The sequence below is a fragment of the Streptococcus sp. CL6.35 genome (genome assembly GCF_049737915.1).
Taxonomy (GTDB): Bacteria; Bacillota; Bacilli; order Lactobacillales; family Streptococcaceae; genus Streptococcus.
In genome coordinates this window covers 124,121-150,519 of the sequence record NZ_JBKOTU010000002.1, presented here as the reverse complement: position 1 = coordinate 150,519, position 26,399 = coordinate 124,121, and the positions used below count along the sequence as shown (strand labels likewise).

The window sequence follows — 26,399 nt, the reverse complement described above, 5'->3', positions numbered from 1 at the left end:
TATGGCCTACACTCTTAAACCTGAAGAAGTCGGCGTTTTTGCCATCGGTGGTCTGGGAGAAATCGGGAAAAACACTTACGGGATTGAATACCAAGACGAGATTATCATCGTCGATGCTGGGATTAAATTCCCAGAAGATGACTTGCTTGGTATCGACTATGTCATTCCTGATTATTCTTACATCGTAGACAATATCGACCGCGTCAAGGCTGTTTTGATTACACACGGACACGAGGACCACATCGGTGGGATTCCATTCCTACTCAAGCAAGCAAATGTCCCTATCTATGCTGGACCACTTGCCTTAGCTTTGATCCGTGGAAAACTCGAAGAACATGGCCTCTTACGCAACGCTAAACTTTACGAAATCAACCATAACACAGAGTTGACCTTTAAAAATCTCAAGGCAACTTTCTTTAGAACGACACACTCTATTCCAGAACCTTTGGGGATTGTCATTCATACTCCTCAAGGAAAAATTGTCTGTACGGGTGACTTCAAGTTTGACTTAACACCAGTTGGTGAACCAGCAGATTTGCACCGTATGGCTGCGCTTGGTGAAGAAGGTGTACTCTGTCTCCTGTCTGACTCGACAAATGCAGAAATTCCAACCTTTACCAACTCTGAAAAAGTCGTTGGCCAGTCCATCATGAAGATTATCCAAGGCATTGAAGGACGTATCATCTTTGCATCCTTTGCCTCAAATATCTTCCGTCTCCAGCAAGCGACAGAAGCCGCTGTTAAGACTGGACGCAAGATTGCGGTCTTTGGTCGCTCTATGGAAAAAGCCATTGTCAACGGAATCGAGCTTGGTTACATCAAAGCTCCTAAGGGAACCTTTATCGAGCCAAATGAAATCAAAGACTACCCTGCAGGCGAGATTCTTATCCTCTGTACAGGTAGTCAAGGCGAGCCGATGGCAGCCCTCTCTCGTATCGCCAACGGAACCCACCGTCAGGTGCAACTCCAACCAGGTGATACGGTTATCTTCTCTTCTAGCCCAATCCCTGGAAACACTACTAGCGTCAACAAGCTGATTAACATCATTTCAGAAGCTGGTGTCGAAGTTATCCACGGTAAAGTGAACAATATCCATACATCTGGACACGGTGGTCAGCAAGAGCAAAAACTTATGCTCCGCTTGATTAAGCCAAAATACTTCATGCCTGTCCACGGTGAATACCGCATGCAAAAAGTCCACGCTGGGCTAGCGGTGGATACTGGTGTTGAAAAGAACAATATCTTTATCATGAGCAATGGTGATGTGCTTGCCCTTACCGCAGATTCTGCTCGTATCGCAGGTCATTTCAATGCCCAAGATATCTATGTCGATGGAAATCGTATCGGTGAAATCGGCGCAGCTGTCCTCAAAGATCGTCGTGATCTATCTGAAGACGGTGTCGTTCTGGCAGTCGCAACTGTTGACTTCAAGTCTCAAATGATTCTGTCTGGTCCAGACATCCTCAGCCGAGGCTTTGTCTACATGAGAGAGTCTGGCGATTTGATTCGCCAAAGCCAGCGTATCCTCTTCAATGCAATCCGTATCGCACTGAAAAACAAGGACGCTAGCGTTCAATCTGTCAATGGTGCCATTGTCAACGCTATTCGCCCCTTCCTCTATGAAAATACAGAACGTGAACCGATCATCATCCCTATGATCCTCACACCAGATGAAGAATAATACTCTTCGAAAATCTCTTCAAACCACGTCAGCTTCGCCTTGCCGTACTCAAGTACAGTCTTCGGCTAGCTTCCTAGTTTACTCTTTGATTTTCATTGAGTACAAGTCAACAAAACAGCCCCGTTTTCGGAGCTGTTTTTTCTATGCTTTCTTTTCTTGATTTTTAGAAATACTACGATTTTTACCTTCAAGATACACCATCAAAATAGAAATATCTGCTGGGTTTACTCCCGAAATACGGCTGGCTTGGCCGATGGTTTCTGGATTGATAAGTTTGAACTTCTGACGGGCTTCCGTCGCGATAGAATCAATATCATCCCAGTCAATATTGGCTGGAATGCGTTTTTCTTCCATGCGTTTCATCTTGGCAACCTGATCCATAGCTTTTGAGATGTAACCCTCGTATTTGATTTCTGTTTCAATCAATTCGATAATCTTGTCATCCAAGTCCTCTGCAGCTGGTCCGATGAAGGCCACCACATCTTGATAAGAAACTTCTGGACGGCGAAGGAATTCCTTGGCTGTCACTGCATCGGTCAACGGCTTGAAGCCCATCTCCTCAACCTTGGCATTGGTTTCCTTGACTGGCTTGAGTTTGATGCTGTCTAGGCGTTTCATCTCATTGTCAAATTGATTTTTCTTGATTTCAAAACGAGCCCAGCGTTCATCGTCAACAAGCCCAATCTCACATCCCATCTCCGTCAAACGCATATCAGCATTATCATGGCGGAGGATGAGACGATATTCTGCACGACTGGTCAAAAGGCGATAAGGTTCAATGGTTCCCTTGGTCACCAAGTCATCAATCATTACCCCAATATAGCCATCACTGCGCTTCAAAATCAACTCAGGCTTGCCTTGGATTTTCAGAGCCGCATTGATACCCGCGATAATCCCTTGACCAGCAGCTTCTTCGTAACCTGACGTTCCATTGGTCTGACCAGCAGTGAAGAGACCTGAGATTTTCTTGGTTTCCAGAGTCGCACGCAACTGATGAGGCAAGACCATATCATACTCAATGGCATAACCTGTCCGCATCATCTCTGCATTTTCCAAACCTTTGATGGAATGAACCAAGTCACGCTGGACATCCTCAGGCAGACTGGTTGAAAGTCCTTGAACATAGACTTCCTCTGTATTGCGCCCTTCTGGTTCTAGGAAGAGTTGGTGACGTTCCTTATCCGCAAAGCGCACAATCTTATCCTCAATCGATGGACAGTAACGAGGTCCCACTCCCTTGACCACACCTGTAAACATAGGCGCGCGGTGAAGGTTGTTTTGAATAATCTCATGACTGGTACCATTGGTATATGTCAACCAGCATGGCACCTGGTCCTTGACATAATCCTCATCACGTGAAGTATATGAGAAGTGATTTGGCGCTTCGTCCCCTGGCTGAATCTCTGTCACATCGTAATTGATAGAAGAAGCCTTGACACGTGGAGGGGTTCCTGTCTTGAAACGACCGATTTCGAGGCCCAGTTCCTTGAGATTGTCAGCAAGGTTAATAGAAGCTAGGCTGTGGTTAGGACCTGATGAGTACTTGAGGTCTCCGATGATAATTTCCCCACGGAGAGCAGTCCCTGTGGTCACGATAACAGCCTTAGCAGCATACTCTTGATTGGTCGCTGTACGCACACCGACAACCTTGCCATCTTCCACTAAAATCTCATCAATCATGGTTTGACGAAGGGTCAGATTTTCTTGATTTTCAACCGTCTTGCGCATCTCCTTAGAGTAAAGCTCCTTGTCAGCCTGCGCACGAAGGGCACGGACAGCTGGCCCCTTCCCTGTGTTAAGCATCTTCATCTGGATGTAAGTCTTGTCAATGGTTTTGGCCATCTCGCCACCGAGGGCATCAACTTCACGCACAACAATCCCCTTGGCAGAACCACCGATAGAGGGATTGCAAGGCATGAAAGCCAGCATTTCAATGTTGATAGTCGCAAGTAAGACCTTACAACCCATACGGCTAGCGGCCAAGGAAGCCTCGACCCCAGCGTGTCCCGCACCGATTACAATAATATCGTATTCTTCAGTAAAATTATATGTCATTTCTTACCCTTTCAAAAATTTCTCGTAAATAAGGAACTAACTTCTCCTCCTCTAAAGCTTGAGCCAGAGTAACCCATTTAAAGTGCGTATGCTCTTCAGGATCTAATCTGATAATTGGCTTCTCCCCAACCCACTCTGCTTTATAAACTAAGCGAGTAAAGACAGTATCCTTAGAGGTATCCAGTTGACTATCTTCGTGAAGAAGTTTGAGCGAACTGCTATCTAGCCTAACTCCCGCTTCTTCAATACATTCTCTAAGAGCGCCATCTCGCGGAAGTTCACCCTTTTCAATCCCGCCACCAGGAATATCCCAGTAAGTTGGATAAAAATTGGGTTGTCCTCTTTTAATTTCCGAACGCTGAATGAGCAAATAATCATCACCACTATGAACAAGTACATGGGCAATAAGCTTAACCATTCTTTTCTCTCCTATTCCTCAAGATGAATGTGTCTTAGTTGGCCGTCCCAATCTGGCAGGGCTGTTTTTAAAAAGTCTGGAACTAGCTGGATATTCTGGAGCTGATCCAAGTCAATCCATTCACAGGGCTGCGATTTTTCATCTTCCTGCATGGTCAACGGGGCGTCCTCAAGTAAGTCCACCAAATAATGAAACTCGATATTGTGATAGAAAACACCGTCTTGTTCAAAACGATTTTCAACCACGAAAGCTAGTTGCCCAGCTTGAGCTCGGACACCTAATTCTTCCCTCACTTCACGGACTACCGCGTCTTCCGTGCTTTCATTGACTTGAATCGCACCACCAATAGTGTAATGCTTGCCCTTATCTTTGGTAACAAGGATCTTGCCATTTTGGAGAATCAAGGCTGTCGCTCGAACGCCAAAAACCGTATTTCCCACTTTTGTCCGAAAGTCTTGTTGAGTCATTCTTGTCCTTTCCTCTAAACGACACAAAAACAGTCAAAACTCCAAAGAAGTGCAGGACAAAAAAGCCTGCAACATCCATGAGCTTTGACCATCATTTCTATTGCTTTTATTATTGTAGCAAATTGAGAAAATTTGTCAATCTAAATGTACTGACAAACTTGTCCATCGCGGTAAGCATTGTCAATCAAACCACCACCTAGACATTCTTCCCCGTCGTAAAAGACAACTGCCTGACCTGGTGTGATGGCGCGTTGCGGTTCTGCAAAGATAACCTCTGCCTTGTCTCCTTTGACATGGACGGTCACCTTAGAATCAGGCTGACGGTAGCGAAATTTAGCCGTACATTCGAGCGTAAACTCCTCTGGCATGTCACGAGTAAAGTGAACTTGACTAGCCTCAAGTCTGGTTGACATGAGCGAATCATGGTAGAAACCTTGTCCGACATAGAGAATATTCTTGCTTAGGTCTTTTCCGACAACGAACCATGGCGCGTTGTCACCACCGTGTTGACCACCGATACCGAGACCACCACGCTGACCGATTGTATAGTACATAAGTCCTGCATGCTCGCCCATATCGCGACCATCTACAGTCATCATGCGACCAGGCTGAGCTGGCAGGTAGTTGCTGAGGAAATTTTTAAAGTTCTTTTCTCCAATAAAGCAAATCCCTGTCGAGTCTTTCTTCTTAGCAGTCGCAAGGCCTGCTTCTTCTGCTAGTCTGCGAACTTCAGGCTTTTCCAAATGTCCCAGTGGGAACATGGTTTTTTGAAGTTGTTCTTGCGAAAGTTGGCTGAGGAAATAGGTCTGGTCCTTGCCATTGTCCACGCCACGAAGCATGTGAACTGTACCATCCTCATCACGCGCCACTCTAGCATAATGCCCAGTCGCCACATAGTCTGCCCCCAAGGTCATAGCATAGTCCAAAAAGGCCTTGAACTTGATTTCCTTGTTGCACATAACGTCTGGATTTGGCGTGCGCCCTGCACGGTATTCCGCTAGGAAATATTCAAAAACGCGGTCCCAGTACTCTTTTTCAAAATTGACAGAGTAGTAAGGAATGCCAATCTGGTCTGCCACCGCAGCCACATCCTTGTAATCTTCGGTCGCCGTACAGACGCCGTTTTCATCTGTGTCGTCCCAGTTCTTCATGAAGATGCCAATCACATCGTAACCCTGCTCCTTGAGAAGAAGAGCCGTCACCGACGAATCAACACCACCACTCATCCCCACAACAACACGTGTTTTAGAGTTATCACTCATGGTAAGTCTCCCATCTATTCGTTTATTTATACCCCTCAAAATTCTATTTACTATGACTTTCAATAGAATTTCTTCGAGTATAGTCTTTTCGTTTGCTTTTAGGACTAGGCAACGAGTCGCAGGCATAACTTGAGTTAGGCAAGACGAGTTAACGACGTAATAAAAGATAAACGAAATGACTAGTTCACGATTGAAGGTCGTGTGTGCTTAACGATTGAAGGTCGCTTGAGCAGTATTCATTATAACATGCTTGGTTGGAGAAGACAAGAAAGAGGCTGATAAATCATATCAGCCTCTATTTCTTACTTTGCAAACGAATCAATTTTCCCCTTTAAGTTCTTTCTTCGCTTGTTCTATCTGGTATTTCACTTGGTCAAATCCTGTACCTCCCAAGGAATTTCGTCTTTGAACAGCAGTTTTAGGTTGCAAGTAGACATAGATATCCTCGGCAATGAGGGAATGATAGGTTTGCAATTCCTCCAAAGTCCAATCTTGAATATTTTTAGCAGACTTGATAGAGTCTAGCACTAATCTTCCCACAACCTCATGAGCTTCTCTAAATGGCAAGCCTTTCCCTGCCAAATAATCTGCCAACTCAGTTGCATTTGAAAAGTCCTTCTCTGTAGACTCTTGCATTTTTTCCTTATTTACCTGCAAGCTAGATAACATACCTGCCAATACATCAAGGGAATTTAAAATCGTTTCGACCGTGTCAAACATACCTTCCTTATCCTCTTGCAGATCCTTATTATAAGCTAAAGGCAAGGACTTCATGACTGTCAATAGTCCAAACAGATTACCATAAACTCTACCAGTCTTTCCTCGAATCAACTCAGCCATATCTGGATTTTTCTTTTGGGGCATAATAGAGGAACCTGTTGTAAATGTATCTGACAAGGTAATGAATTGATACTCAAAACTACACCAATTTATCATTTCTTCACAAAAACGGCTCATATGCATCATGAGTATGCTGGCATTGGATAGAAATTCTAAGATAAAATCGCGGTCACTAACAGCATCCAAAGAATTTGTATAAGGTTGCTTAAACTCCAGCAAATTGCTAGATAATTGGCGATCAATGGGGAAAGTCGTTCCTGCCAAAGCTGCCGCACCTAGAGGGCATAGATCTGCATGCTGCTGGTTAAATTCAAAACGTTCACTGTCTCTTTGAAACATATTGTAGTAAGCCATTAGGTGATGGGCAAAACTAATAGGCTGAGCATGTTGCAGATGTGTATAGCCCGGCATGATCGTCTCCACATGATTTTCCGCCAAGTCTAATAAAACACCCTTGAGATGAGCCAGTTTATCTAGGACATAGCCTAGTTGCTCCTTGAGATACAAGTGCATATCTGTCGCAACTTGGTCATTTCGAGAACGAGCTGTATGTAGTTTCCCTGCAAGGGGACCAATTTTTTCTGTCAGCAACACTTCCATATTCATATGAATATCTTCGTTTGTGATATCAAAGTCAAGTTGACCTGCCTCTAGCTCTTCTAAAAGCTCTTTCAAGCCTGCTTGGATCTTTTCTGACTCCTCCAAACTCAAAATGCCCGTCTGACCCAACATCTGAACGTGGGCTAAGGAACCAATCACATCAAATTTAGCTAATTTCTGGTCAAAAGATATACTCGCACCAAAGCGCTCTACCCAGTCTTCGACAGTCCCTTCAAAGCGACCACCCCACAATTTTGTATTCTTAGCCATATCACATCCACCTCTCTAGTCAATCGCCCTATTTGGCGCTTTTTTGAACCTCAGAATGAACCTTGGTTGGAAGTCCCCATAACTTAATAAAGCCAACAGCCGCATCTTGGTCAAAGGTATCTGCACTAGTATACGTCGCCAAATTTTCATCGTAAAGTGAATTTGGTGATTTCCGAGCCACGACCTGAGCGCTCCCCTTATACAGTTTGACTTTTGCAGTCCCATTGACAACTTTTTGAGTCTCTTTAATATAAGCAATCAAGGCTTGTGTAGCTGGACTAAACCACAAAGCATTATAAATGAGATTCGATAATTCATTTTCTATGATTGGTTTAAAATGAGCCACTTCTCTCACAAGCGTCAAATCCTCAATTTCCTTATGAGCTGTCAGCAGGGTCACTGCCCCTGGGCACTCATAGATTTCTCTTGATTTAATCCCCACCAAGCGATTTTCCACGTGGTCAATCCGTCCGACCCCATGTTTTCCAGCTATTTCGTTGAGTTTTTGAATCAAATCTGCCAATTTTAGCCCTTCTCCATTGAGGGAAACTGGAACACCTTCACCAAACTCAATCTCAATGTATTCTGGCGTGTCTGGAGCTTCCTCTGGAGAAGATGTGATACCAAAGGCTTCTTCTGGAGCCTGATTCCATGGATTTTCTAAAATACCACACTCATTGGCACGTCCCCAAAGATTTTGATCGACAGAGTAAGGATTGTCAAGGTCAGCAGGAACAGGCACCCCATTTTCCTTAGCATAATGAATTTCTTCCTCCCGAGACCATTTCCATTCACGAACTGGCGCAATCACTTTTAAATTGGGATCCAAGGCTGCAATGGATACTTCAAAACGTACTTGGTCATTCCCCTTGCCTGTACAACCATGAGCAATTGTAGTCGCTCCTGTCTGATGCGCGATTTCAACCAATTTTTTAGAAATAAGAGGGCGGCTCAAGGCAGATACCAAGGGGTACTTTTGTTCATAGTAGGCATGTGACTGGAGAGCTACTAGCACATAATCTGTAGCAAATTCGTCCTTAACATCAATGACATAAGATTCGACTGCTCCAACCTTGAGAGCTTTATCATGGATGAAATCTAAGTCTTTCCCTTCACCCACATCCATACAAACTGCAACAACATCATAGTCTTTCTTTAGCCAGGTAATAGCAACTGATGTGTCTAAACCGCCAGAATAGGCCAAAATTACTTTTTCTTTACTCATGTTCTTTTCCTTCTTTCTATTTTTCAATGGACGCTTTAAAGGCATCCTCAATGAGTTTGTCTAATTCCCCAGAATCCTTCAACTTTTGAATGGTTTTATCGACTGCTTCTTTCAATTCCTTGCTATCTTTTTTCATAGCGACCGCATAGGAATCATCTTGCTCTTTTTCAAAATTGAGTTCTGCGATTGTTAAATCAGGATTATTTTCCACAAATCCCTTAGCAACTGGTTCTTCAAAGATAACGGCATCCACTTGTCCTGATTTTAAATCTGTAATTAAATTCCCATTTTTAGGCAGAGATACGAGGGAAGAATTTTGTAGCAAATCTTTCGCCATCGTCTCTTGAATCGAACCTTTCTGCACTCCAACCTTTTTCTGCGCCAAGTCGTTTACAGACTGATAAGTAGCCAAGTCTGATTTTTTGACAATGAGCTTATTTTTTGAAGTATAGTAAGGAATGGAAAAGTCGAACACCTTGCTCCGTTCGTCTGTCTTAGAAACACCTGATATGGCAAGGTCGGCTTTTCCTGATTGAACACTAGCCAATACATTGTCAAAGCTCATGGGAGATAGTTCCAATTCGACACCTAGTTCTGTTGCGATAACCTTGGCTAATTCGATATCTGAACCCACAATCTGATTTTTCCCATCAACCACTTTTTGGTATTCAAATGGAGCAAAATCTGGATTGAGGGCTACAACCAATTTTCCTTTGGACTTGATGGCTTCAATTCCAGCCGATTGATTGTTACTACAAGCAAATAGTAGGGGGAGCATCACTAAACCAAACATCGTCATCAACACCTTCTTCATCTTATTCATAACAAAGTCTCCTTTATGTTTATTCCTTTTGGTTGTATAAATAATACACTTATGCTCATCGTTTGTCAAGCCTAAATTGAAAATTTTTTCAGTTTAAAACAAAAAAACCTAGAAATACCACATAAAAATGTCATTCCTAGGCGTATTTATGCTATTTATCTCTGGAAAATATGAGTATTCAGTCAGTCAAATGAAACCAAACGAACTCATTTTCCCTCGCCCAATTCAATGATTCGATGACATTGTTGGGCTACATAAGCATCGTGGGTCACAATAATAACTGTTTTCCCCTCGCGATTCATCTCTAAGAGAAACTTCAAGACCAAATCTCTATTTTCAGGATCCAGCGAACCTGTTGGTTCATCGGCTAAAATCAGCTGGCTGGGTTTTAAGATGGCTCTAGCAACTGCAATTCGTTGTTGCTCCCCACCAGACAACTCGGAAACCTTTTGATGCAACGTAGCTGACAAACCTACTCTCTCTAAAATCTCTTCCACCTTTTTGAGCTTGTCTTTCTTAGACAATTTTACATATTTCAGCGCCAGCATGAGATTGTACTCGACCGTTTCATCATCAATCAGGGCAAAATTTTGAAAAAGATAAGAGATATGTTCACGGATTATTGTTTGTGACTTAGCAGAATTGACCGCTAGATTTGTCTGACCAAAAATCTCATACCGTCCGCTATAATCACCATCTATCAAACCTAATAAATTTAACAAGGTCGACTTACCACTACCACTTTTTCCAACGATGGCAACCAAATCTCCCTGATCAATCCTGAGAGATAAGTGATCCAAAATCACTTTTCCTCCAATGGTTTTGGTAATATTTTCCAACTCAATCATAAGATGCCCCCTTTCAATAACTCTACTAGACTTCTTTTCTCCATCCTAGAAGCCAAGACTAACACAAATAGTATATCCAGACATGTAAAGCCTGCAAACAGCAGGAGTGGCAAGAGCGCATGGGCAAAGAAAATCAATACTAGAAGAGGGAGACTATAGCCCAACAAAAGTAGAACGAGGAGAGGACGGTAGCGATCGACCAGTTTCCACCCCATAAACTTCTTGGTAATGATATCCCTGCGCTTCAACAAGAAAGTTGTTACTAGTAAGAAGTAGGAAATCATCATGCTAAGGAGACCAAACAAAGCAAAGAGTATATTAAGATTTCGAACTGCATCTCGATAAGAATCTACTTTCTCTTGTTGAATGGCTTGAATCGATGAAAATTTTAAATAATTCCCATCTGATAATTTCTCAACTAACTCCGTAATCACTTTTTGATTTTGTTCTGTATTTTCAACTTTCATCGGGTTATTTAAACCTGTCGTTGACAAACGAGTCTTTTCTTCCCACATCATGTCTTGATCATTTACTAGACTAATGATTGGATTGTGGAGATTTTCCTTTCGCTCATTGTTATAAGGGAAGAAAGACCAATCTCTTTCATAGTAGGCAATTTCTACATCCATATCTTCTATTGTTTGCTTTTGCTGATCTTCATACCTCATAGAAAGATAGGCGATGGATTTTCCCAAGAACTGATTCTTGCCTTCTTGTCCTTTATCACTGGCTGGCAACAAGATCACCTTTTTAGTGCCGATATCAGGTAGCTTAAAGCCCTGACTTTCTAAAAATTGACGGTTTGCATAGTAAACATCTACCTTATCAGGCAGTTGGTACTGCTGTACTTGTTCAGCTTTGATGACTGGTTTGATAGGAAGACTCGCACTTCGCACATAATTTACTTGTATTTTTGCTAGCAAATCTTGATAAAATTGGTAGAAATAATCTGTAGATTTCCCTGAACCTGCTAGCTCTTCCTGCCACAGGTTATCATTAAGTTTGAAGGTTTCTAAGGTCAGGTAATTCCCTTGGCTTACCCACTGTTGCTGATAAGCAAGTTCTTTGTTTTCTTGTTCTAGACTTCTGCCTACCCCAATCAGTAAAACCGTCAATAAAATAGTTGTCCCTATTTTCATCACATAATTGAAGATGAGACCAAGTTTGATAGATGAAAAACCTTTCAACATGGAGCTGACTGTCATTTTCTGAATCATTAGGTAGGTCAGCCAACTGATGAACAAATACAACTGTAAAAGCAGAAATTGGGATAAGAGTAAACTTGGGAACAAAAGTTTTGGTCTGTAGTCCAGCACTAAAAATAGTCCCAAGTCAATGATAAGACTTCCACCCAAGAGAAGATAAAAATTAGTTTTTACAAAACCAGCTAAAATCGCCCCGCTTTGAAAACCAAGTAACTTTTGAACCCCCACTCGTTTCATCTCCATCATCGGCTGATAAACTGTTACTAACACAAGAAGTAAAATAGCCAAGACAAAAACAATGGCAGATAAAAGCAAATCTCGATTTATGACTTCCACTGCACTTTTATAGGTAGGCTCTAGCAAGGTAGCCTGGTCTATCTTGAAAAAATCGCTCCATTTCTGTACAATCCTATCCTTATCCATCTCTTGTGTAGAAGTTATCGTATAGCGACCATTTAAACTACGAGATGTATCCTTGATATAGGTTTGAAAAGTTATAAGCTGAATAGGCTTGGCTTTTAGAAAGGTCGGTATCGTACCAAGTTTATTAGAAATTTCTTTATTACTGTAGACTCCTTCACCATCTGTGGTAAAATCAAGAGAAGAAATCCCAAACTCTTGGTAGGGGAAGGTATCTTTATCAAAAACACCAGACTTGATTACCTCATCACCACTGTCTGTTTTGATGATGGAGACTTTGTACTCCTTTGATACATCCTCAAAAAATCGAAGAACAGACGCTGCAGGTTCGTTAATATCTTTCAAATACAAATCCAAAGAATCTACAGTCTTTCCCATTTCCCGAATCCGAACCGCTTCACGTGTGTAGTTTACATTAAAAACAAAAAAAGTGGTACACAGCAACAGCAGAAACATACAAAGATGACTGATTTTTTTCATAAAAGTACCTCCACTAAAGTTTTCCCTCTCCTAATAGGAGAGGGAAAATTTCACTTAAAATCCATAGAAATATTCTAATCCTGTTGGCGGAATTTTATTAAGGGAAGCTTGAGCCCAAACCTCGGGATCTTCACGATCCTTAGAGATTCTACCTCCATGCTTGACAGTTGCTGTATGAGATCGAGTAGAATGTAAATAATCAGAATATCCAAAAGTTCCTGTCCAACCTACTCCATAGTTCCATTGACCACCCTCAACCCATACTGCTAAAGCATTTGTAGTAGCAAGTATACCACATACCATTAAAGATGCAACACCAATTTTAACTAATTTTCTTATGATTTATTTCTCCTATTATCGAGAGCTGTTCCGTAAAAACAGCTATAGTAATTTATCAACAAGTATCGTAGTCCATTGGACTCACCTTCCTTCTATCTCATTCTTTAACAACGAACTTATTTTTAACCGGGAGAATAGTACGCTCCTGTATCAATACCTTGAGTAACTAGAGTAGTACTAATAAAACTTCGACTATTACTCAGTAGAATTAGCACAATAAGCAATATAGATAGCGCTTTCAAATATTCGAATTTTAATTTTCCCATCTTGCCACCTTCTTTCACCTATATTATAAATCAACATATATAAACTGTCAAGCAATTAAAGTAAAAAATCATATATTTTTTTAAAAAAGAATTATAGTTATGTTTTGTGTATGAAGAGGATGGTCAAAAACTCAATTTCAGGATAAAATGAAGTAAATATCCCCATAATAAAACGCATAGTATCAGTTTTTTCAAAACCTGATATTATGCGTTTCTTTATTTTAAAGACTTTTTTCCCAGCCTTATACATTCTCTGACTTCTTATCCATTAGATATTGTTCTACCTTGAGTGCCATGACTTCATTATTTTCAATTAGATAAAGCACCTTAGCTTTCATATAATAGTCCTTAGCAACAGAGATATCAAGATTTTCTGTTACATTTCCCAACAAACAATATAAATCTGCTAACCTAAAGCTACTATGATATTTGTTACAAAATTCAATTATCTCCAATAATAGCGCTCTGGACTTATCCATCTCCTCCTGTTTCCAAAGGTGGTAACAATAATTGTATTTTATTTTGATATACAACTCAATTTGCTCACGCACACTGGTATCGATTTTTGAAAGGGCTACGGAAACCTGATCATATAGTTGCTCAAATTTCTCCTTATCCTCATCATAGCCTAAGAAAATCAGCAGGGTATTCAAAATATATAAGTAGTCCACTTTATCAATACTAATCCTACTGAGGATGTCCTCTATTTTTGAAATAGCTAGTTTTAATTGATGTTCACATTGATAGGTTAGAATAGCATCTATCCAGTCCAGATAAATCTTTTCATCAAAAGATAAAGAAGTCTGCTGCTTTCTTTCTCCCTCAAAAGCATATTTCAAAGAGGCGTAATCTTGATTTTCCAATAATGTTTTAGACAATCTCTTGAAAGCAGACAAGCCTAGAAACTCTTTCGAAATTTCTCCTGAAAAGAAATAGTCCATATTTAAGCCCATTTTTTCAGATAATTTATATAACAAATCTGCTCCTGGCATATATTTGCCTTGTTCCATGCGACTTATCTGAGTTTGTTGGCAAATTCCTTCTGCCAATTCTTTTTGCGACCAACCCAGCTCTTTTCGCTTATTTTTTAATCTTGTTGCTAATAATGCATGCATGCTATCCACCACTATTTATATTCTATAAAAACATTATACTACTTTTTTGATAAGATTATATCAAATTGGCTACAAAGAGTGAACAGATTTCCCTACATGTAAGCAAAAAGAGGCTGGGAAAAACTAGCTTCCAAATAAAATCACATAGTGATTTCAGTCTTGAGTACAATCAAGCTGAAAGAAATACTGTGTGGTTTTTGAATTGTTGAACGTCCTAAGATTCGTTTTTTGGTTAATTGTCTATCAGAATGTCCTTTTATCTGTCAATAATCCGAGAAAATCTTGTCGTTTCAAGTCTGAGAAATGTTTGGTAGAAAGACTTCCTTTTTGAAGTCCATCATCTCTAACCTGTAAATAATAGCTATGTTGGCTTGTTTTAATTGTCAAAAAATCGCCAAATATAAAAACTCTTTTCCAGTTGCGAATCTCAAATTCTTTCATCTCTGATTTTGGAATGCGGATAAGTCCTTGTCGCAAATCACGATGGTGCTCACTTGTGAAAGTCATCCCATTCCCAAGATTTCTTATCAGTAGTTCATCTGGAGTCACCATCACCAGCGCTATTTTAGTTAAGAAAATTTCAACTGTTGGTGGTAAAATCGCCAAATTAAACCAGGGATGTAGGTAGCGATAGGCTAAGAAATAATGAGGCTCCTCACCCAATCCTAGTTGTTTATATAATGTCTTAACCTCACTGTCTAATCTCGCTTCAAAAGACACATCCGAATGCTCTTCTTCCTTCTTCTGATTAAAATAACGCATCCAGACTAGAAAACCTATAAAGACTATAATAAATATTCCTGATAAGAGATATTTTACATTGTAGTTCATCACTTAACCTCCTGATTCACGCCTCTGCCTAAAACAGAGGCCTATCTATTTTGAAAATAGTTCCATAACAACTTTAAATAAGACTGGTGTCATTAAAATGAGGATAGTTCCTATCACAAATATCATGACTACTCGAAAAAGCTCCTTATTTTTAAACATTTTTCCACCCCTTTTCTAGCTACATCATAGTACTATTAAGCCCATTTTAAAATTACACCAAGCTTTTCCACAAACTTATTTTAGTTTTATTTTCTACTTTTTATATTACTATGATACAATATTTTTAATAGGATTTTATTATTTGTTAACTTTTTTCACGAAAAGGAGTCAATCATGCGTTATGATTTCGGGAAAGGTCTATAATAAAGTTAGCCACCTACCATTACTAAAAGTTAGATTTCTTAACTAATTTACCGTTTTTCAATTCAAGAACAATATCAGATAATACTTCAATATCCTCTTTATTGTGAGATGTGACCAACATAGTAATATGATTCTTTCGAGCATAACTCTTAATTATTTTTCTAAGTTCTTCTACACCTTCATAGTCCATACTATTAAATGGTTCATCTAGGAGTAAAATCTTAGGATTTTCCATCAATGCTTGGGCAATCCCTAATCTTTGTAACATGCCTAATGAATAATTTTTTACTTTTACATCTTTATCCTGATATAAACCTACCTTATTCAATACTTCCTCAATCTCTTTCTTAGTAATTTTATTTTTGATTGCAGCTAATTGCTCTAAATTCTCTAATGCAGTTAGACTAGGCAAAAATCCCGGATGTTCAATAAGTAACCCTACATCAAGTGGCATAGAACCATTTTCCCCAACAATTACACTCCCAACTGTAATCTTACCAATAGTAGGTTTCATTAATCCTGAAAGCATTTTAAATAATACACTTTTCCCGCATCCATTGGTTCCTATAATTCCATATATTTTACCTGATTCAAAAACATAACTAACATCATCTATAACACACTTTTTCCCAAATATTTTTGAAAGATGATCTACTTTTATACAATCCATACGTTTCAACTCCTTACTCATTTTGATACTGCTTACTTCCTTTAGGTAATGTAACATCTTTATTTTCAAATATTTTAAAATTTAATAGAAGCAACATTGCATCAACAAATACCAATATCCCACATCTACCAATGAAATTTATACCGTAACCATATACTGAACCAGAAATAGAAAACAATGAAAATGGTCTCAGATGTTCTCCTAAAAAGCCCAATGCTGAACCCGACATTACAATCAAAGTGCCCGTATAGATAACAAATACTAACGATTGTGATATTCTAAACTGTGTTAAAAGTGCATGGAGCAGGGAAAAGAAATATAGCAACAATCCTTGTAAAATTATTATCTTTCCTATCTCATAAATTACTATATTCGTTTCAAAATTTCCAAATAAATACGTTTCTGAAAATTTTTTTGTGGCTGTTGAAATGCCAATGCCAAAGTTAGAATCTCCTATTCCTACTATGGTGGAAAATATACAAATACTGACCACATAATAAATCACACTTTTCAAAATTTTGAAATGCTTATTTCTATAAAAATCATTTCTACTTGAATACCTACTTAGTACAAAAAATATATTTTGTTCAACTGGGCTTTGTAGCATCATTATGAAAGCTAATAAAAACGGAAATGTGAAATATCCAGTATAGGAATCATTAAACATAATAAGGATCAGCTCACCAAAATGAAAATTCCCAAATTTATATTTCAATACTATCAGCTGACTAAAATTTGCTAATATAGCAAAAGCCACTAATAAATATATAAAACCTATATAAAAATCTTCTTTATTTTTTAATTCTTTAAATTTCTTCATCAGTTTCTATATCCCTTTTAAATTTTTTATACGACATCCAATATGATATTACTACTATAAGGATTAAGTATACAAAAACAAATATTACGCTTATTCCTTTTACTCTTGAAACATCAAAAATTGCCATTGGTTCAATTTTAGTAAGATCTAGAAACATAGCAAACAATGATCCTATTGTTGTTAAAATAAATGGGGATAACCATGCAACAAATTTGCTCTTAATAAAATATGACATCGCCAATCCAACACTACTATATGCAACGCCAACAAAGGAACAATGTAAAATGATTATTCCTACATAAAATAACGGAGATGTCCTCGCTGCTGATTCATAAATAGAAACTTTTGTTATTGCATAATAAGCATCCATATTTATACTTCTATTAAAAAATAAAATTGACATTATCAAGAATAATAACATTCCAAAAATAAATGTTGTAAATGATATGAATCCATTGATTATAAAAATAGAATTAAAATACTGTCTATATCCCATCCTTGATACAATATATTTCATTGTTCCACTTTTTCTATTTTCGATATGCTGTGACGCAAAAGGAATTGTTGCAATAAGAGGTGCCAAAACTATTAACAACGACCTATCACCATTATAACCTTGTAAAAATGCCACAATATAATCATGATTAAAAAAATACTCCGTCCCCTCTTCAATAAATGCACTTACAGAAAATATCATAGAAGTTAAAATAATTAATATTGCTAAAAAGAATTGCTTATTTTTCATCCCTTTTAAAAAAATACTGACCTTGTAATCCATACTTCTCTCCTATAAAACAAATGGGATGAGCGAACATTCTCACCCCCAAATATACAAACCTATATTCTAGCTCTTAATACTCATCAGAACTCCATGAACCGCTGGTTTGAACTTTAACATATGTTGCGAACCCTGTCCATCCACCCAATCTAAGATTAGATCCTTCTGCATCTTTACTTTTTATATTACTATGATACAATATTTTTAATAGGATTTTATTGTTTGTTAACTTTTTTCACGAAAAGGAGAAAATCATGCGTTATGATTTCGGAAAGGTCTATAAAGAAATACGTGAGTCAAAAGGCTTAACCCAAGAAGAGGTCTGCGGAGATGTCCTTTCAAGAACTAGTCTATCAAAGATTGAAAGTGGCAAGGTAACTCCCAAATATGAAAACATGGAATTTCTTCTCCGACAGATTAATATGAGTTTTGAAGAGTTTGACTACATCTGCCATATCTATCAGCCGAGCCAACGGACAGAAATCATGCAAATTTATCTCAATATGAATTCCATCATTGGTGGCAGTGGTCTAGTTCATTTTTTTGAAACATGCCAAAACTATCTCAAGACCCATCACGACCTGCCTATAGAAGAAATCAGGGATATGCTTGAAGTTGTCATTCATATCCGTCAACATGGTACAGAGCAACTGTCAGACCAAGTGAAACAAACTGTCAAAAAACTTTGGGAAAAAATTGAAAAACAAGATACATGGTATGAAAGCGACCTAAAAATCCTCAATACCATCCTTTTCAGCTTTCCTATTGAACACCTCCATCTCATCACTGAAAAAATCTTGCAACGCTTAGAAGTCTATAAAAACTATCAACATTTACATGACTTGCGAATGACAATCCTACTCAATCTTTCCACCATTTACTTATACCATCAAGACAAAAACATGTGTCAACAAATCTGCTATACTTTACTAGAGGATGCCAAGAACAAGAAAAGCTACGATATGCTTGCTATCTGTTATGTCCGTATCGGGATTTGTAGGGATGATTCTAAGCTTATCCAAAAAGGATTCTCCCTTCTGGAACTGACCGAGGAAACTTCTATGCTGGCCTACCTCAAAAAAGAAGTGGAGACCTATTATCAACCTAAAGAAATATAAAAAAGTCGAGGGATTTCCTCGACCTTTTCATATTATTCTGTTCGTTATTTCTTAATACCAGCCGTTGTTAAGCCAGAAGTTTTTAGCGGCTGACCATGAACCGTAACGTCCTGCAACGTAAGCATCTGCTACACGCTCTTGGTTTTCAGCTGAGTAGTCACCGTTCAAGTATGAATCTGTCAATTGGTAACGTCCAATGTATTGGCCGTTTGTAGCTGTATAGCTACCACCTGATTCTTTTTGTGCAATCCATTCTTTAGCTTCTGCTTCAGATCCGCTTACAGTTGCAGCTGGTGCTGAAGTTTCTGCTGCAGCAACCGTTTCTTCTGCTACTGGAGCGCTTGCAACTGGTGCTGTTTCTTCTACTACTTCTGTAGTTTCTGCTACTGGAGCTGAAACAGTTTCATCTTGAGCAGCTGGTGCTGCATAAGTAGTTGGCGCTGGTGTTGCAACAGGCGCTACAGGGCCATCGATAACCAACTCTTGACCAACATAAATCAAATGAATATTGTCGATGTGGTTGTTTTCTGCCAATTTCTCAACAGTTGTGTTGTGAGTTTCAGCGATTTCTGAAAGTGTATCACCTTCTTTAACAGTGTAAGTTGATGATTCTTGAGCAGATACAAATGATGGAGCAAATACTGCAAACAAGGCAGCTACTCCTGCAAGAGTTGTTTTAATCTTTTTAGTTGTTGATTTCATATTTGAAAATTCTCCTTCTTTCTATAGTTCTATCATACCCTTTAAATATTACCGTTTCTTGACACTTTTATGTAGAAATATTACAAAATTATTTTTTATTTCTCTAAATAAGCCATTTTTTGTTACAAAAGATGCTTTTTTATGCTATTTGTAGTGTAAAAAGGTTTTCATCCACAATTAAAGCCAAGACCTTCATTCTTTGATATAATAGAGATAAGAATTTTTATAAGGGGAAACTGATGAAATCACTTCGTTTTCAATCTGTCTTTGATATCATCGGACCAGTTATGATTGGCCCATCTAGTAGCCATACAGCTGGTGCTGTTCGTATTGGGAAGATTGTCTCTTCCATTTTTGATGATACTCCGACAGAAGTCGAATTCCAACTATTTAACTCATTTGCCAAAACCTATCGTGGTCACGGAACAGACCTAGCCCTTGTTGCAGGTATTTTGGGCATGGATACAGATGATCCTGAAATCCCAAACAGCCTGGAAATTGCCCACAAGCGTGGCATCAAGATTGTCTGGACCATTCAGAAAGACAGTAATGCTCCTCATCCAAACACCACTAAAATTACCGTCAAAAATGCTCACAAGACCATCAGTGTGACTGGTATTTCTATCGGTGGAGGAAATATTCAGGTAACCGAACTCAATGGCTTTGCCGTCTCTCTCAATATGAATACACCGACTATCATCATTGTTCATCAAGATATTCCAGGTATGATTGCCCTCGTAACAGAGGCACTTTCCCGCTATGATATCAATATCGCCCAGATGAATGTTACTCGTGAAAAAGCTGGTGAAAAAGCCATTATGATTATCGAAGTTGACAGTCGCAACTGTGATGAGGCCATCGAAGAAATTCGAAAAATCCCTCATCTCCACAATGTCAATTTCTTTAAATAGGAGGAAACATGTTTTATTCTATCAAAGAATTGGTCGAGCAAGCAGATCTGGACTTTCAAGGAAATGTCGCAGAACTCATGATTACCACAGAGTTTGAATTGACCGGTCGCGAACGTGAAGAAGTCTTCCTTCTCATGGAACGCAATCTGGAAGTCATGAAAGCCTCTGTCCAACTTGGCCTCAATGAAAATAAATCTCGTAGTGGTCTGACAGGTGGAGATGCTGCCAAATTGGATCACTACATCAAAAACGGAAAAACTCTGTCAGATTACACAATTCTCTCTGCTGCCCGAAATGCCATTGCAGTCAATGAACACAATGCCAAAATGGGCTTGGTTTGTGCCACTCCGACCGCAGGAAGTGCTGGCTGTCTGCCCTCAGTTCTAACAGCTACTATTGAAAAATTAGACCTCAGCCACGAGCAACAGCTGGATTTCCTCTTTGCTGCCGGTGCCTTTGGACTAGTCATCGCAAACAATGCCTCTATCTCAGGTGCTGAAGGTGGCTGTCAGGCCGAGGTTGGTTCGGCCTCTGCTATGAGTGCTGCAGCCTTGACTCTAGCTGCCGGTGGAACACCTTATCAGGCCAGTCAGGCCATTGCCTTTGTCATTAAAAATATGCTAGGCCTCATCTGTGACCCTGTGGCAGGCTTGGTCGAAGTTCCCTGCGTCAAGCGCAATGCTATGGGAGCTAGCTTTGCCTTCATCGCAGCAGACATGGCTCTGGCAGGTATCGAATCTAAAATCCCTGTGGATGAAGTTATCGATGCCATGTACCAAGTGGGAGCAAGCATGCCAACTGCCTTTCGTGAAACAGCTGAAGGTGGACTCGCTGCCACCCCTACTGGTCGTCGCCTCCAAAAAGAAATTTTCGGAGAATAAGCTTATCAAATAGGAGAAACCATGACCTCTATCACAGCTATCTTTTTCGATCTAGATGGAACCCTCGTTGACAGTTCTATCGGGATTCACAATGCCTTTACCCATACCTTTAAAGAGCTAGGGGTGCCTAGCCCTGATGCCAAAACCATTCGTAGTTTTATGGGACCGCCCCTCGAAAGTAGTTTTGCGACCTGCCTTCCCAAAGACCAAATTTCTGAGGCTGTCCAGATATACCGTTCTTACTATAAGGCAAAAGGCATCCATGAAGCTCAACTCTTTCCTCAGGTCGTAGACTTGCTTGAGAAGTTATCGAGCAATTACCCTCTTTATATCACCACTACAAAGAATACTCCAACCGCTCAAGACATGACTAAAAACTTGGGAATCTATCATTTCTTTGATGGCATTTATGGTTCCAGCCCTGAAGCACACCATAAGGCAGATGTCATTCGCCAAACCTTGCAGACACATCAACTAGCCCCAGAACAAGCTATCATCATCGGAGATACCAAGTTTGATATGCTGGGTGCTCAAGAAACAGGCATTCAGAAATTAGCCGTCACTTGGGGATTTGGGGAGCAAGCAGATTTGCTAAACTATCAGCCTGATTATATCGCTCACAAACCCATAGAAGTTTTGGCCTATTTTCAATAACATAGACTGGGCGACAACCCCATCTCAGAAGAAAATGGAGCAAGTTTCTACATAACAAAACGCATATTACCAAGATTCTTCAGAACTGATAATATGCGTTTTTCTTTTTTATTCAACGTGGGTGGTTTGATTTGCAAAAGCGATAATGGCTTGCTTCAATTCATCTCCACTAAGAGTGCGGAACTCTTCAATCTTTTGATCGATGGCTTCTAGAGGCATGACATTAACCTTACCAACGAAAATCTTATCCATAACCTGATTATCAACAAGTTCGGTCGATACCAAGAGTTCTTCGTAAAGTTTTTCGCCTGGACGGATTCCAACTTCAACAATTGGAATTTCGCTTTCGGTGTGGCCACTTAGAAGCACCATTTTCTTGGCCAAGTCATAAATCTTGACTGGTTTGCCCATATCAAGGATAAAGACTTCTCCATCCTTGGCATAAGCACCAGCGTGAATAACCAAACGGCTAGCTTCTGGAATAGTCATAAAGTAACGGGTCATGCGGAAGTCTGTGACCGTTACAGGCCCGCCTTCAGCAATTTGACGTTCAAAGACTGGAATGACACTACCACGGCTACCAAGAACATTCCCAAAACGAACTGCACAGTAGGTTGATTGGCTACGTTGGTTAAAGCCAGTGACAATCAACTCAGCCACGCGCTTGGTTGCTCCCATAACATTTGGTGGATTAACCGCCTTATCTGTCGAAATCATAACCATCTTAGGTACTTTAGCTTCATCAACAGCCTTAGCAACGTTGTAAGTTCCACGGATATTGTTTTTGAAGGCTTCTTTTGGATTGCGCTCCATCATAGGAACGTGCTTGTGGGCAGCCGCATGATAAACAATAGCTGGCTTGTACTGTTCAAAGACTTGCAACAAACGGTCATAGTCTTGAATATCGGCAATAACCGGTACATAATCAATCCCTTGGAACTTGCGAATCAATTCATGATAAACAAGGTAGATTGAGTTTTCCCCATGACCGAGCAAGACGATGCGTTCAGGATTGAAGCGACTAACTTGGCGACAGATTTCAGAACCGATTGAGCCACCAGCACCTGTGACTAAGATTGTCTTACCTGTCAGTTCTGCGCCCAGACGCGATTCGTCAAGACGAATTTCCTGACGTCCCAAAAGGTCCGTAATATCAATTTTTTGGAAGCCAGTACCTGCTTGGTGAAGTCCTTGAACAACCGTTTCAACCTTAGGCATCTTGTAACACTTGACACCCAGCTTATTACACATCTGCAAGATACGTTCATATTCTGACGGGTCAAGCGACGGAATCGCAACGATAACACGCTCGATTTGATGGCGTTTGGCTAATTCAGGCAGATCATCATATGAACCCAAAACAGGGATTCCACCAAGTTTTTGGCCCTTTTTCTTAGAATCCTTGTCCAAAATACCGACAAGTTCTAATTCACTAGTTGGATGTTGGTAACTATCCATAAAGAGGGCTCCACCATCACCGGCACCAATCAAGAAGGTCCGACGGTGTTCTCCATCACCACTTCCCTTTTTGCGTTTAGAGTAGATTAACTGCCAAGTAATCCGTGGCAATAAAATCAAGAAAGTACTCAACAAGATAAAGAGAATGATGAAACGGATTGAAAAAAGTGGCAAGAAGGCATAGCAGATACTATATGACAAGATACTGCTAGCAGTCACACCAAAAAAGATTTTCATGAAATCCGTAATCTTGCTGTAACGACTAATACTAGCGTTCAGCCCCCAAAATCCAATCATCAATTGATAGAACAGGAAGGCCAAACTCGTATAGATAATGTAGTCAACAGGTGCTGGATTAATCAAGCCATAGAATAAGATATAAGATACAATAATGGAAACCACCATACTCAAAATATCAAATATTCCCCAGAAAACCTGTTTTTGTTGTTTATTTAAAATTTCCACCAGATCAATCACATAATCTGTGAGTTTTTTATTCATAGAAATTTACTCCTCCTTAAAAGAGCTGGATGATTATACTCAATGAAAATCAAAGAGCAAACTAGGAAACTAGCCGCAGGCTGTACTTGAGTACGGCAAGGCGACGTTGACGCGGTTTGAAGAGATTTTCGAAGAGTATTATATTGTTATTATAACACTTTTTCTAAAGTTTACGATTTGCTACAATCTTTTACTTGCTTTTTCGTAACAGTTTCATAAAAATAAACTGTCGGACAAATCCTGGACAAAGGGCAACCACCATCTGAATGGCAACACTCTTGGCATACTCCATGTAAGAAATTTGTCCTCGCTTCAGCATGCGTTGACGAGCTTGACGATAGAGTTTGAGGTAACGCAGTCCCCCACGACGCTCAAACATTCCTGCTCCAACACGAACCTTACACAAGATTTGATCCAGATTTCCAGTCTTAGCTCCTGCAGCAATCATGTTGAGCCAGAGGAGGTCATCCTCCATATAAAGGCCATCCTCATAGTTGCCTGCCTTGAGAACCGTATCCTTCTTGAACATGACAGTCATGTGGTTAAAGGCACTTCTCATCCTTTGATAAGCTACAATATCTGCATGCTGGGTTGGAACACGACGGTAAGAAACGATCTCATCAGGATTGTCAATAAATTCTGCAATATGTCCACCTAATAGGTCGAGCTTGTCCTTCTCCATTAGCTGAACCTGTTTCTCAAAACGGTCTGGAACAGCTATATCATCCGTATCCATACGGGCAATAATATCATACTGACACTGCAAAACACCCTGTCGAAGAGCCAGACCCAAACCTTGATTCTGCTCAAGAGGATAGCGTTTCACTGGAATATCAGACTCAACTTCAAGCTGGTCTAATACCTGATAGAGCTCAGGTGTCAAAGGCCCATCCTCAACCAGAACCAATTCGCTCGGTTTCAGGGTCTGATTTTGAACACTATCAATAGCATCCTTTAAAAATGTCGGATTTTCCTTGATATAGACCGACATCAATACGCTGATTTTTTGCTTTTCAGACACAGTTTTTCTCCAATGTATAGATTTCCTTCCACTATTTTATCATAATTTTCAAGACTTTCCCATTTTTATCTTGAAAGCCAGAAACCTTACTTGACATTATAGTGAAAAAGCCTTAAAATAAGCTGTTATTAAAATCAGTTAGAAGAGGTATTATATGAAAAAGCAATCACTCTTTTTTGTTCCAGGTATTATCCTGATTGGTGTTTCCTTGCGGACTCCTTTTACTGTTTTACCCATTATTTTGGGGGATATTTCGCAAGGTCTGGGAGTAGAAGTCAGTTCACTTGGTGTTTTGACCAGCCTTCCTCTCCTCATGTTTACCCTCTTCTCACTATTTTCTACTCGAATGGCTCAGAAAATTGGCTTAGAACATCTCTTCACCTATAGCCTCTTTTTTTTAACAATAGGCTCTCTGATTCGCCTCTTCAACCTGCCTCTTTTATATATGGGAACTTTGATGGTCGGAGCCAGTATCGCTGTCATCAATGTTCTACTTCCTAGCCTTATCCAAGCAAATCAACCTAAAAAAATTGGTTTCCTCACAACCTTATATGTGACTTCGATGGGGATTGCGACGGCTCTGGCTTCCTATCTAGCTGTGCCCATTACACAAGCCAGTTCTTGGAAAGGACTTATCATCCTCCTCACCTTGCTCTGTCTAGCAACTTTTTTGGTCTGGCTCCCAAATCACCGCTATAATCACAGACTAGCTCCACAAACCAAACAAAAAAGCCAAACAAAGGTTATGCGTAATAAACAGGTCTGGGCAGTGATTGTCTTTGCAGGTTTTCAATCCCTGCTCTTTTACACTGCTATGACTTGGTTACCGACCATGGCTATCCATGCAGGCCTATCCAGTCACGAAGCTGGCTTGCTTACGTCTATCTTCTCTCTGATTAGCATTCCTTTTTCAATGACCATCCCAAGCCTGACAACCAGCCTATCTACTCGCAACCGTCAGCTCATGCTCACTTTGGTCTCACTAGCTGGTGTAGTCGGTATTTCCATGCTCTTTTTCCCAGTCGGTAATTTCTTTTACTGGCTTGCCATCCATATCCTCATCGGAACCGCAACCAGCGCCCTCTTCCCTTATCTCATGGTCAACTTTTCACTCAAGACAAGCGCCCCTGAAAAGACAGCCCAATTGTCCGGCCTATCTCAAACAGGAGGCTATATCCTGGCAGCCTTTGGGCCAACCCTCTTTGGTTACAGTTTTGACCTTTTCCACTCTTGGGTACCAGCTGTAGCTGCCCTCTTACTCGTCGATATCCTGATGACTGTGGCCCTCTTTACAGTGGACAGAGCTGATAAAATCCTTTAATTTTGCTAAAATACTTCTCAGATATAAACAATAAATGTTGAAACAATTATATCGGT

24 protein-coding genes are annotated in these 26,399 nt (G+C 40.0%); 6 read left to right on the top strand and 18 right to left on the bottom strand.

The features are described 5' to 3' along the window. Nucleotide 1: 1 nt before the first annotated feature. Complete coding sequence (gene rnjA, locus ACLNCP_RS03325) at nt 2–1,681, top strand: ribonuclease J1 (RefSeq protein WP_261125853.1); 1,680 nt, start codon at nt 2–4, stop codon at nt 1,679–1,681. A gap of 141 nt (nt 1,682–1,822) precedes the next feature. Here the strand turns inward: rnjA and mnmG are convergent, their stop codons facing one another. From mnmG to ACLNCP_RS03250, 15 genes are all read right to left on the bottom strand, one after another. After that, nucleotides 1,823–3,736, bottom strand: a complete 1,914-nt coding sequence (gene mnmG, locus ACLNCP_RS03320; protein ID WP_424844025.1) for a tRNA uridine-5-carboxymethylaminomethyl(34) synthesis enzyme MnmG — start codon at nt 3,734–3,736, stop codon at nt 1,823–1,825. Continuing rightward, the gene (locus ACLNCP_RS03315; RefSeq protein ID WP_414301708.1) at nt 3,726–4,154 is read right to left on the bottom strand and encodes an NUDIX hydrolase; all 429 of its coding nucleotides are present in this window, start codon (nt 4,152–4,154) and stop codon (nt 3,726–3,728) included. The genes mnmG and ACLNCP_RS03315 overlap by 11 nt, the downstream gene beginning before the upstream one ends. Before the next feature lie 11 nt (nt 4,155–4,165). After that, nucleotides 4,166–4,621: an NUDIX hydrolase gene (locus tag ACLNCP_RS03310; protein WP_424844024.1), complete on the bottom strand. Its 456-nt coding sequence runs from the start codon at nt 4,619–4,621 to the stop codon at nt 4,166–4,168. Nucleotides 4,622–4,761: 140 nt separating this feature from the next. Then, nucleotides 4,762–5,883, bottom strand: a complete 1,122-nt coding sequence (gene mnmA, locus ACLNCP_RS03305) for a tRNA 2-thiouridine(34) synthase MnmA (RefSeq protein ID WP_424844023.1) — start codon at nt 5,881–5,883, stop codon at nt 4,762–4,764. Between the two features lie 318 nt (nt 5,884–6,201). Further along, nucleotides 6,202–7,593, bottom strand: coding sequence for an argininosuccinate lyase (gene argH, locus ACLNCP_RS03300; RefSeq protein ID WP_424844022.1), 1,392 nt, complete (start codon nt 7,591–7,593; stop codon nt 6,202–6,204). A 28-nt stretch (nt 7,594–7,621) separates the two neighbouring features. After that, a complete protein-coding gene (locus ACLNCP_RS03295; RefSeq protein WP_049515549.1) occupies nt 7,622–8,818 on the bottom strand; it encodes an argininosuccinate synthase in 1,197 nt (398 codons plus the stop codon). A gap of 16 nt (nt 8,819–8,834) precedes the next feature. After that, nucleotides 8,835–9,641 carry an ABC transporter substrate-binding protein gene (locus tag ACLNCP_RS03290; protein WP_049515550.1) on the bottom strand — a complete coding sequence of 269 codons (807 nt, stop codon included), beginning with the start codon at nt 9,639–9,641 and terminating at the stop codon, nt 8,835–8,837. A gap of 206 nt (nt 9,642–9,847) precedes the next feature. Next, nucleotides 9,848–10,489 (bottom strand): ABC transporter ATP-binding protein, encoded by a 642-nt coding sequence (locus tag ACLNCP_RS03285; RefSeq protein WP_000571036.1) that lies wholly within the window; start codon nt 10,487–10,489, stop codon nt 9,848–9,850. Then, nucleotides 10,486–12,594 (bottom strand): amino acid ABC transporter permease, encoded by a 2,109-nt coding sequence (locus tag ACLNCP_RS03280; protein ID WP_049500735.1) that lies wholly within the window; start codon nt 12,592–12,594, stop codon nt 10,486–10,488. Before ACLNCP_RS03280 ends, ACLNCP_RS03285 begins: the two co-directional genes overlap by 4 nt. A gap of 54 nt (nt 12,595–12,648) precedes the next feature. After that, nucleotides 12,649–12,933, bottom strand: a complete 285-nt coding sequence (locus tag ACLNCP_RS03275; RefSeq protein WP_100910945.1) for a lactococcin 972 family bacteriocin — start codon at nt 12,931–12,933, stop codon at nt 12,649–12,651. 508 nt (nt 12,934–13,441) lie between these two features. Further along, nucleotides 13,442–14,314 carry a helix-turn-helix domain-containing protein gene (locus tag ACLNCP_RS03270; protein WP_049546864.1) on the bottom strand — a complete coding sequence of 291 codons (873 nt, stop codon included), beginning with the start codon at nt 14,312–14,314 and terminating at the stop codon, nt 13,442–13,444. A 243-nt stretch (nt 14,315–14,557) separates the two neighbouring features. Further along, the gene (locus ACLNCP_RS03265) at nt 14,558–15,145 is read right to left on the bottom strand and encodes a hypothetical protein (RefSeq protein ID WP_001108834.1); all 588 of its coding nucleotides are present in this window, start codon (nt 15,143–15,145) and stop codon (nt 14,558–14,560) included. Nucleotides 15,146–15,530: 385 nt separating this feature from the next. Beyond that, nucleotides 15,531–16,178, bottom strand: a complete 648-nt coding sequence (locus ACLNCP_RS03260) for an ATP-binding cassette domain-containing protein (protein WP_025171188.1) — start codon at nt 16,176–16,178, stop codon at nt 15,531–15,533. Between the two features lie 13 nt (nt 16,179–16,191). After that, the gene (locus ACLNCP_RS03255) at nt 16,192–16,998 is read right to left on the bottom strand and encodes a hypothetical protein (RefSeq protein ID WP_000713605.1); all 807 of its coding nucleotides are present in this window, start codon (nt 16,996–16,998) and stop codon (nt 16,192–16,194) included. Continuing rightward, a complete protein-coding gene (locus tag ACLNCP_RS03250) occupies nt 16,985–17,776 on the bottom strand; it encodes a hypothetical protein (RefSeq protein WP_261099559.1) in 792 nt (263 codons plus the stop codon). The genes ACLNCP_RS03255 and ACLNCP_RS03250 overlap by 14 nt, the downstream gene beginning before the upstream one ends. A gap of 254 nt (nt 17,777–18,030) precedes the next feature. Here ACLNCP_RS03250 and ACLNCP_RS03245 point away from each other — a divergent pair, with 254 nt between their 5' ends. Beyond that, on the top strand, nt 18,031–18,894 hold the full coding sequence (locus tag ACLNCP_RS03245) for a helix-turn-helix domain-containing protein (protein ID WP_261082915.1): 864 nt from the start codon (nt 18,031–18,033) through the stop codon (nt 18,892–18,894). 51 nt (nt 18,895–18,945) lie between these two features. Here ACLNCP_RS03245 and ACLNCP_RS03240 read toward each other — a convergent pair whose 3' ends face one another. Continuing rightward, a complete protein-coding gene (locus tag ACLNCP_RS03240; RefSeq protein WP_261082916.1) occupies nt 18,946–19,596 on the bottom strand; it encodes a LysM peptidoglycan-binding domain-containing protein in 651 nt (216 codons plus the stop codon). 239 nt (nt 19,597–19,835) lie between these two features. On the opposite strand from ACLNCP_RS03240, the gene sdaAB reads away from it, so the two are divergent. Genes sdaAB through ACLNCP_RS03225 form a run of 3 tightly spaced genes read left to right on the top strand, consistent with a single transcriptional unit; the run spans nt 19,836 to nt 22,042 of the window. Next, on the top strand, nt 19,836–20,507 hold the full coding sequence (sdaAB, locus tag ACLNCP_RS03235) for an L-serine ammonia-lyase, iron-sulfur-dependent subunit beta (RefSeq protein WP_000838909.1): 672 nt from the start codon (nt 19,836–19,838) through the stop codon (nt 20,505–20,507). Nucleotides 20,508–20,515: 8 nt separating this feature from the next. Next, entirely contained in the window at nt 20,516–21,388 is an 873-nt protein-coding gene (gene sdaAA, locus ACLNCP_RS03230; protein ID WP_261274290.1) for an L-serine ammonia-lyase, iron-sulfur-dependent, subunit alpha, read from the top strand. A 21-nt stretch (nt 21,389–21,409) separates the two neighbouring features. After that, the gene (locus ACLNCP_RS03225) at nt 21,410–22,042 is read left to right on the top strand and encodes an HAD family hydrolase (protein WP_049543176.1); all 633 of its coding nucleotides are present in this window, start codon (nt 21,410–21,412) and stop codon (nt 22,040–22,042) included. Between the two features lie 108 nt (nt 22,043–22,150). On the opposite strand, the gene ACLNCP_RS03220 is transcribed toward ACLNCP_RS03225, so the two are convergent. Together ACLNCP_RS03220 and ACLNCP_RS03215 are read right to left on the bottom strand one after the other, a co-directional pair. After that, a complete protein-coding gene (locus ACLNCP_RS03220) occupies nt 22,151–24,001 on the bottom strand; it encodes a polysaccharide biosynthesis protein (protein WP_001035713.1) in 1,851 nt (616 codons plus the stop codon). 190 nt (nt 24,002–24,191) lie between these two features. After that, entirely contained in the window at nt 24,192–25,022 is an 831-nt protein-coding gene (locus ACLNCP_RS03215; protein ID WP_261804970.1) for a glycosyltransferase, read from the bottom strand. A gap of 154 nt (nt 25,023–25,176) precedes the next feature. Between ACLNCP_RS03215 and ACLNCP_RS03210 the strand changes: the two genes are divergently transcribed. Beyond that, nucleotides 25,177–26,343: a CynX/NimT family MFS transporter gene (locus ACLNCP_RS03210; RefSeq protein ID WP_424844021.1), complete on the top strand. Its 1,167-nt coding sequence runs from the start codon at nt 25,177–25,179 to the stop codon at nt 26,341–26,343. Nucleotides 26,344–26,399 lie beyond the last annotated feature (56 nt).

Bases quoted from the DNA above. Each gene is read 5' to 3' on its own strand.
- rnjA (WP_261125853.1), top strand. From the start codon at position 2: ATGGCCTACACTCTTAAACCTGAAGAAGTCGGCGTTTTTGCCATCGGT.
- mnmG (WP_424844025.1), bottom strand. From the start codon at position 3,736: ATGACATATAATTTTACTGAAGAATACGATATTATTGTAATCGGTGCG.
- ACLNCP_RS03315 (WP_414301708.1), bottom strand. From the start codon at position 4,154: ATGGTTAAGCTTATTGCCCATGTACTTGTTCATAGTGGTGATGATTAT.
- ACLNCP_RS03310 (WP_424844024.1), bottom strand. From the start codon at position 4,621: ATGACTCAACAAGACTTTCGGACAAAAGTGGGAAATACGGTTTTTGGC.
- mnmA (WP_424844023.1), bottom strand. From the start codon at position 5,883: ATGAGTGATAACTCTAAAACACGTGTTGTTGTGGGGATGAGTGGTGGT.
- argH (WP_424844022.1), bottom strand. From the start codon at position 7,593: ATGGCTAAGAATACAAAATTGTGGGGTGGTCGCTTTGAAGGGACTGTC.
- ACLNCP_RS03295 (WP_049515549.1), bottom strand. From the start codon at position 8,818: ATGAGTAAAGAAAAAGTAATTTTGGCCTATTCTGGCGGTTTAGACACA.
- ACLNCP_RS03290 (WP_049515550.1), bottom strand. From the start codon at position 9,641: ATGAATAAGATGAAGAAGGTGTTGATGACGATGTTTGGTTTAGTGATG.
- ACLNCP_RS03285 (WP_000571036.1), bottom strand. From the start codon at position 10,489: ATGATTGAGTTGGAAAATATTACCAAAACCATTGGAGGAAAAGTGATT.
- ACLNCP_RS03280 (WP_049500735.1), bottom strand. From the start codon at position 12,594: ATGAAAAAAATCAGTCATCTTTGTATGTTTCTGCTGTTGCTGTGTACC.
- ACLNCP_RS03270 (WP_049546864.1), bottom strand. From the start codon at position 14,314: ATGCATGCATTATTAGCAACAAGATTAAAAAATAAGCGAAAAGAGCTG.
- ACLNCP_RS03265 (WP_001108834.1), bottom strand. From the start codon at position 15,145: ATGAACTACAATGTAAAATATCTCTTATCAGGAATATTTATTATAGTC.
- ACLNCP_RS03260 (WP_025171188.1), bottom strand. From the start codon at position 16,178: ATGGATTGTATAAAAGTAGATCATCTTTCAAAAATATTTGGGAAAAAG.
- ACLNCP_RS03255 (WP_000713605.1), bottom strand. From the start codon at position 16,998: ATGAAGAAATTTAAAGAATTAAAAAATAAAGAAGATTTTTATATAGGT.
- ACLNCP_RS03250 (WP_261099559.1), bottom strand. From the start codon at position 17,776: ATGGATTACAAGGTCAGTATTTTTTTAAAAGGGATGAAAAATAAGCAA.
- ACLNCP_RS03245 (WP_261082915.1), top strand. From the start codon at position 18,031: ATGCGTTATGATTTCGGAAAGGTCTATAAAGAAATACGTGAGTCAAAA.
- ACLNCP_RS03240 (WP_261082916.1), bottom strand. From the start codon at position 19,596: ATGAAATCAACAACTAAAAAGATTAAAACAACTCTTGCAGGAGTAGCT.
- sdaAB (WP_000838909.1), top strand. From the start codon at position 19,836: ATGAAATCACTTCGTTTTCAATCTGTCTTTGATATCATCGGACCAGTT.
- sdaAA (WP_261274290.1), top strand. From the start codon at position 20,516: ATGTTTTATTCTATCAAAGAATTGGTCGAGCAAGCAGATCTGGACTTT.
- ACLNCP_RS03225 (WP_049543176.1), top strand. From the start codon at position 21,410: ATGACCTCTATCACAGCTATCTTTTTCGATCTAGATGGAACCCTCGTT.
- ACLNCP_RS03220 (WP_001035713.1), bottom strand. From the start codon at position 24,001: ATGAATAAAAAACTCACAGATTATGTGATTGATCTGGTGGAAATTTTA.
- ACLNCP_RS03210 (WP_424844021.1), top strand. From the start codon at position 25,177: ATGAAAAAGCAATCACTCTTTTTTGTTCCAGGTATTATCCTGATTGGT.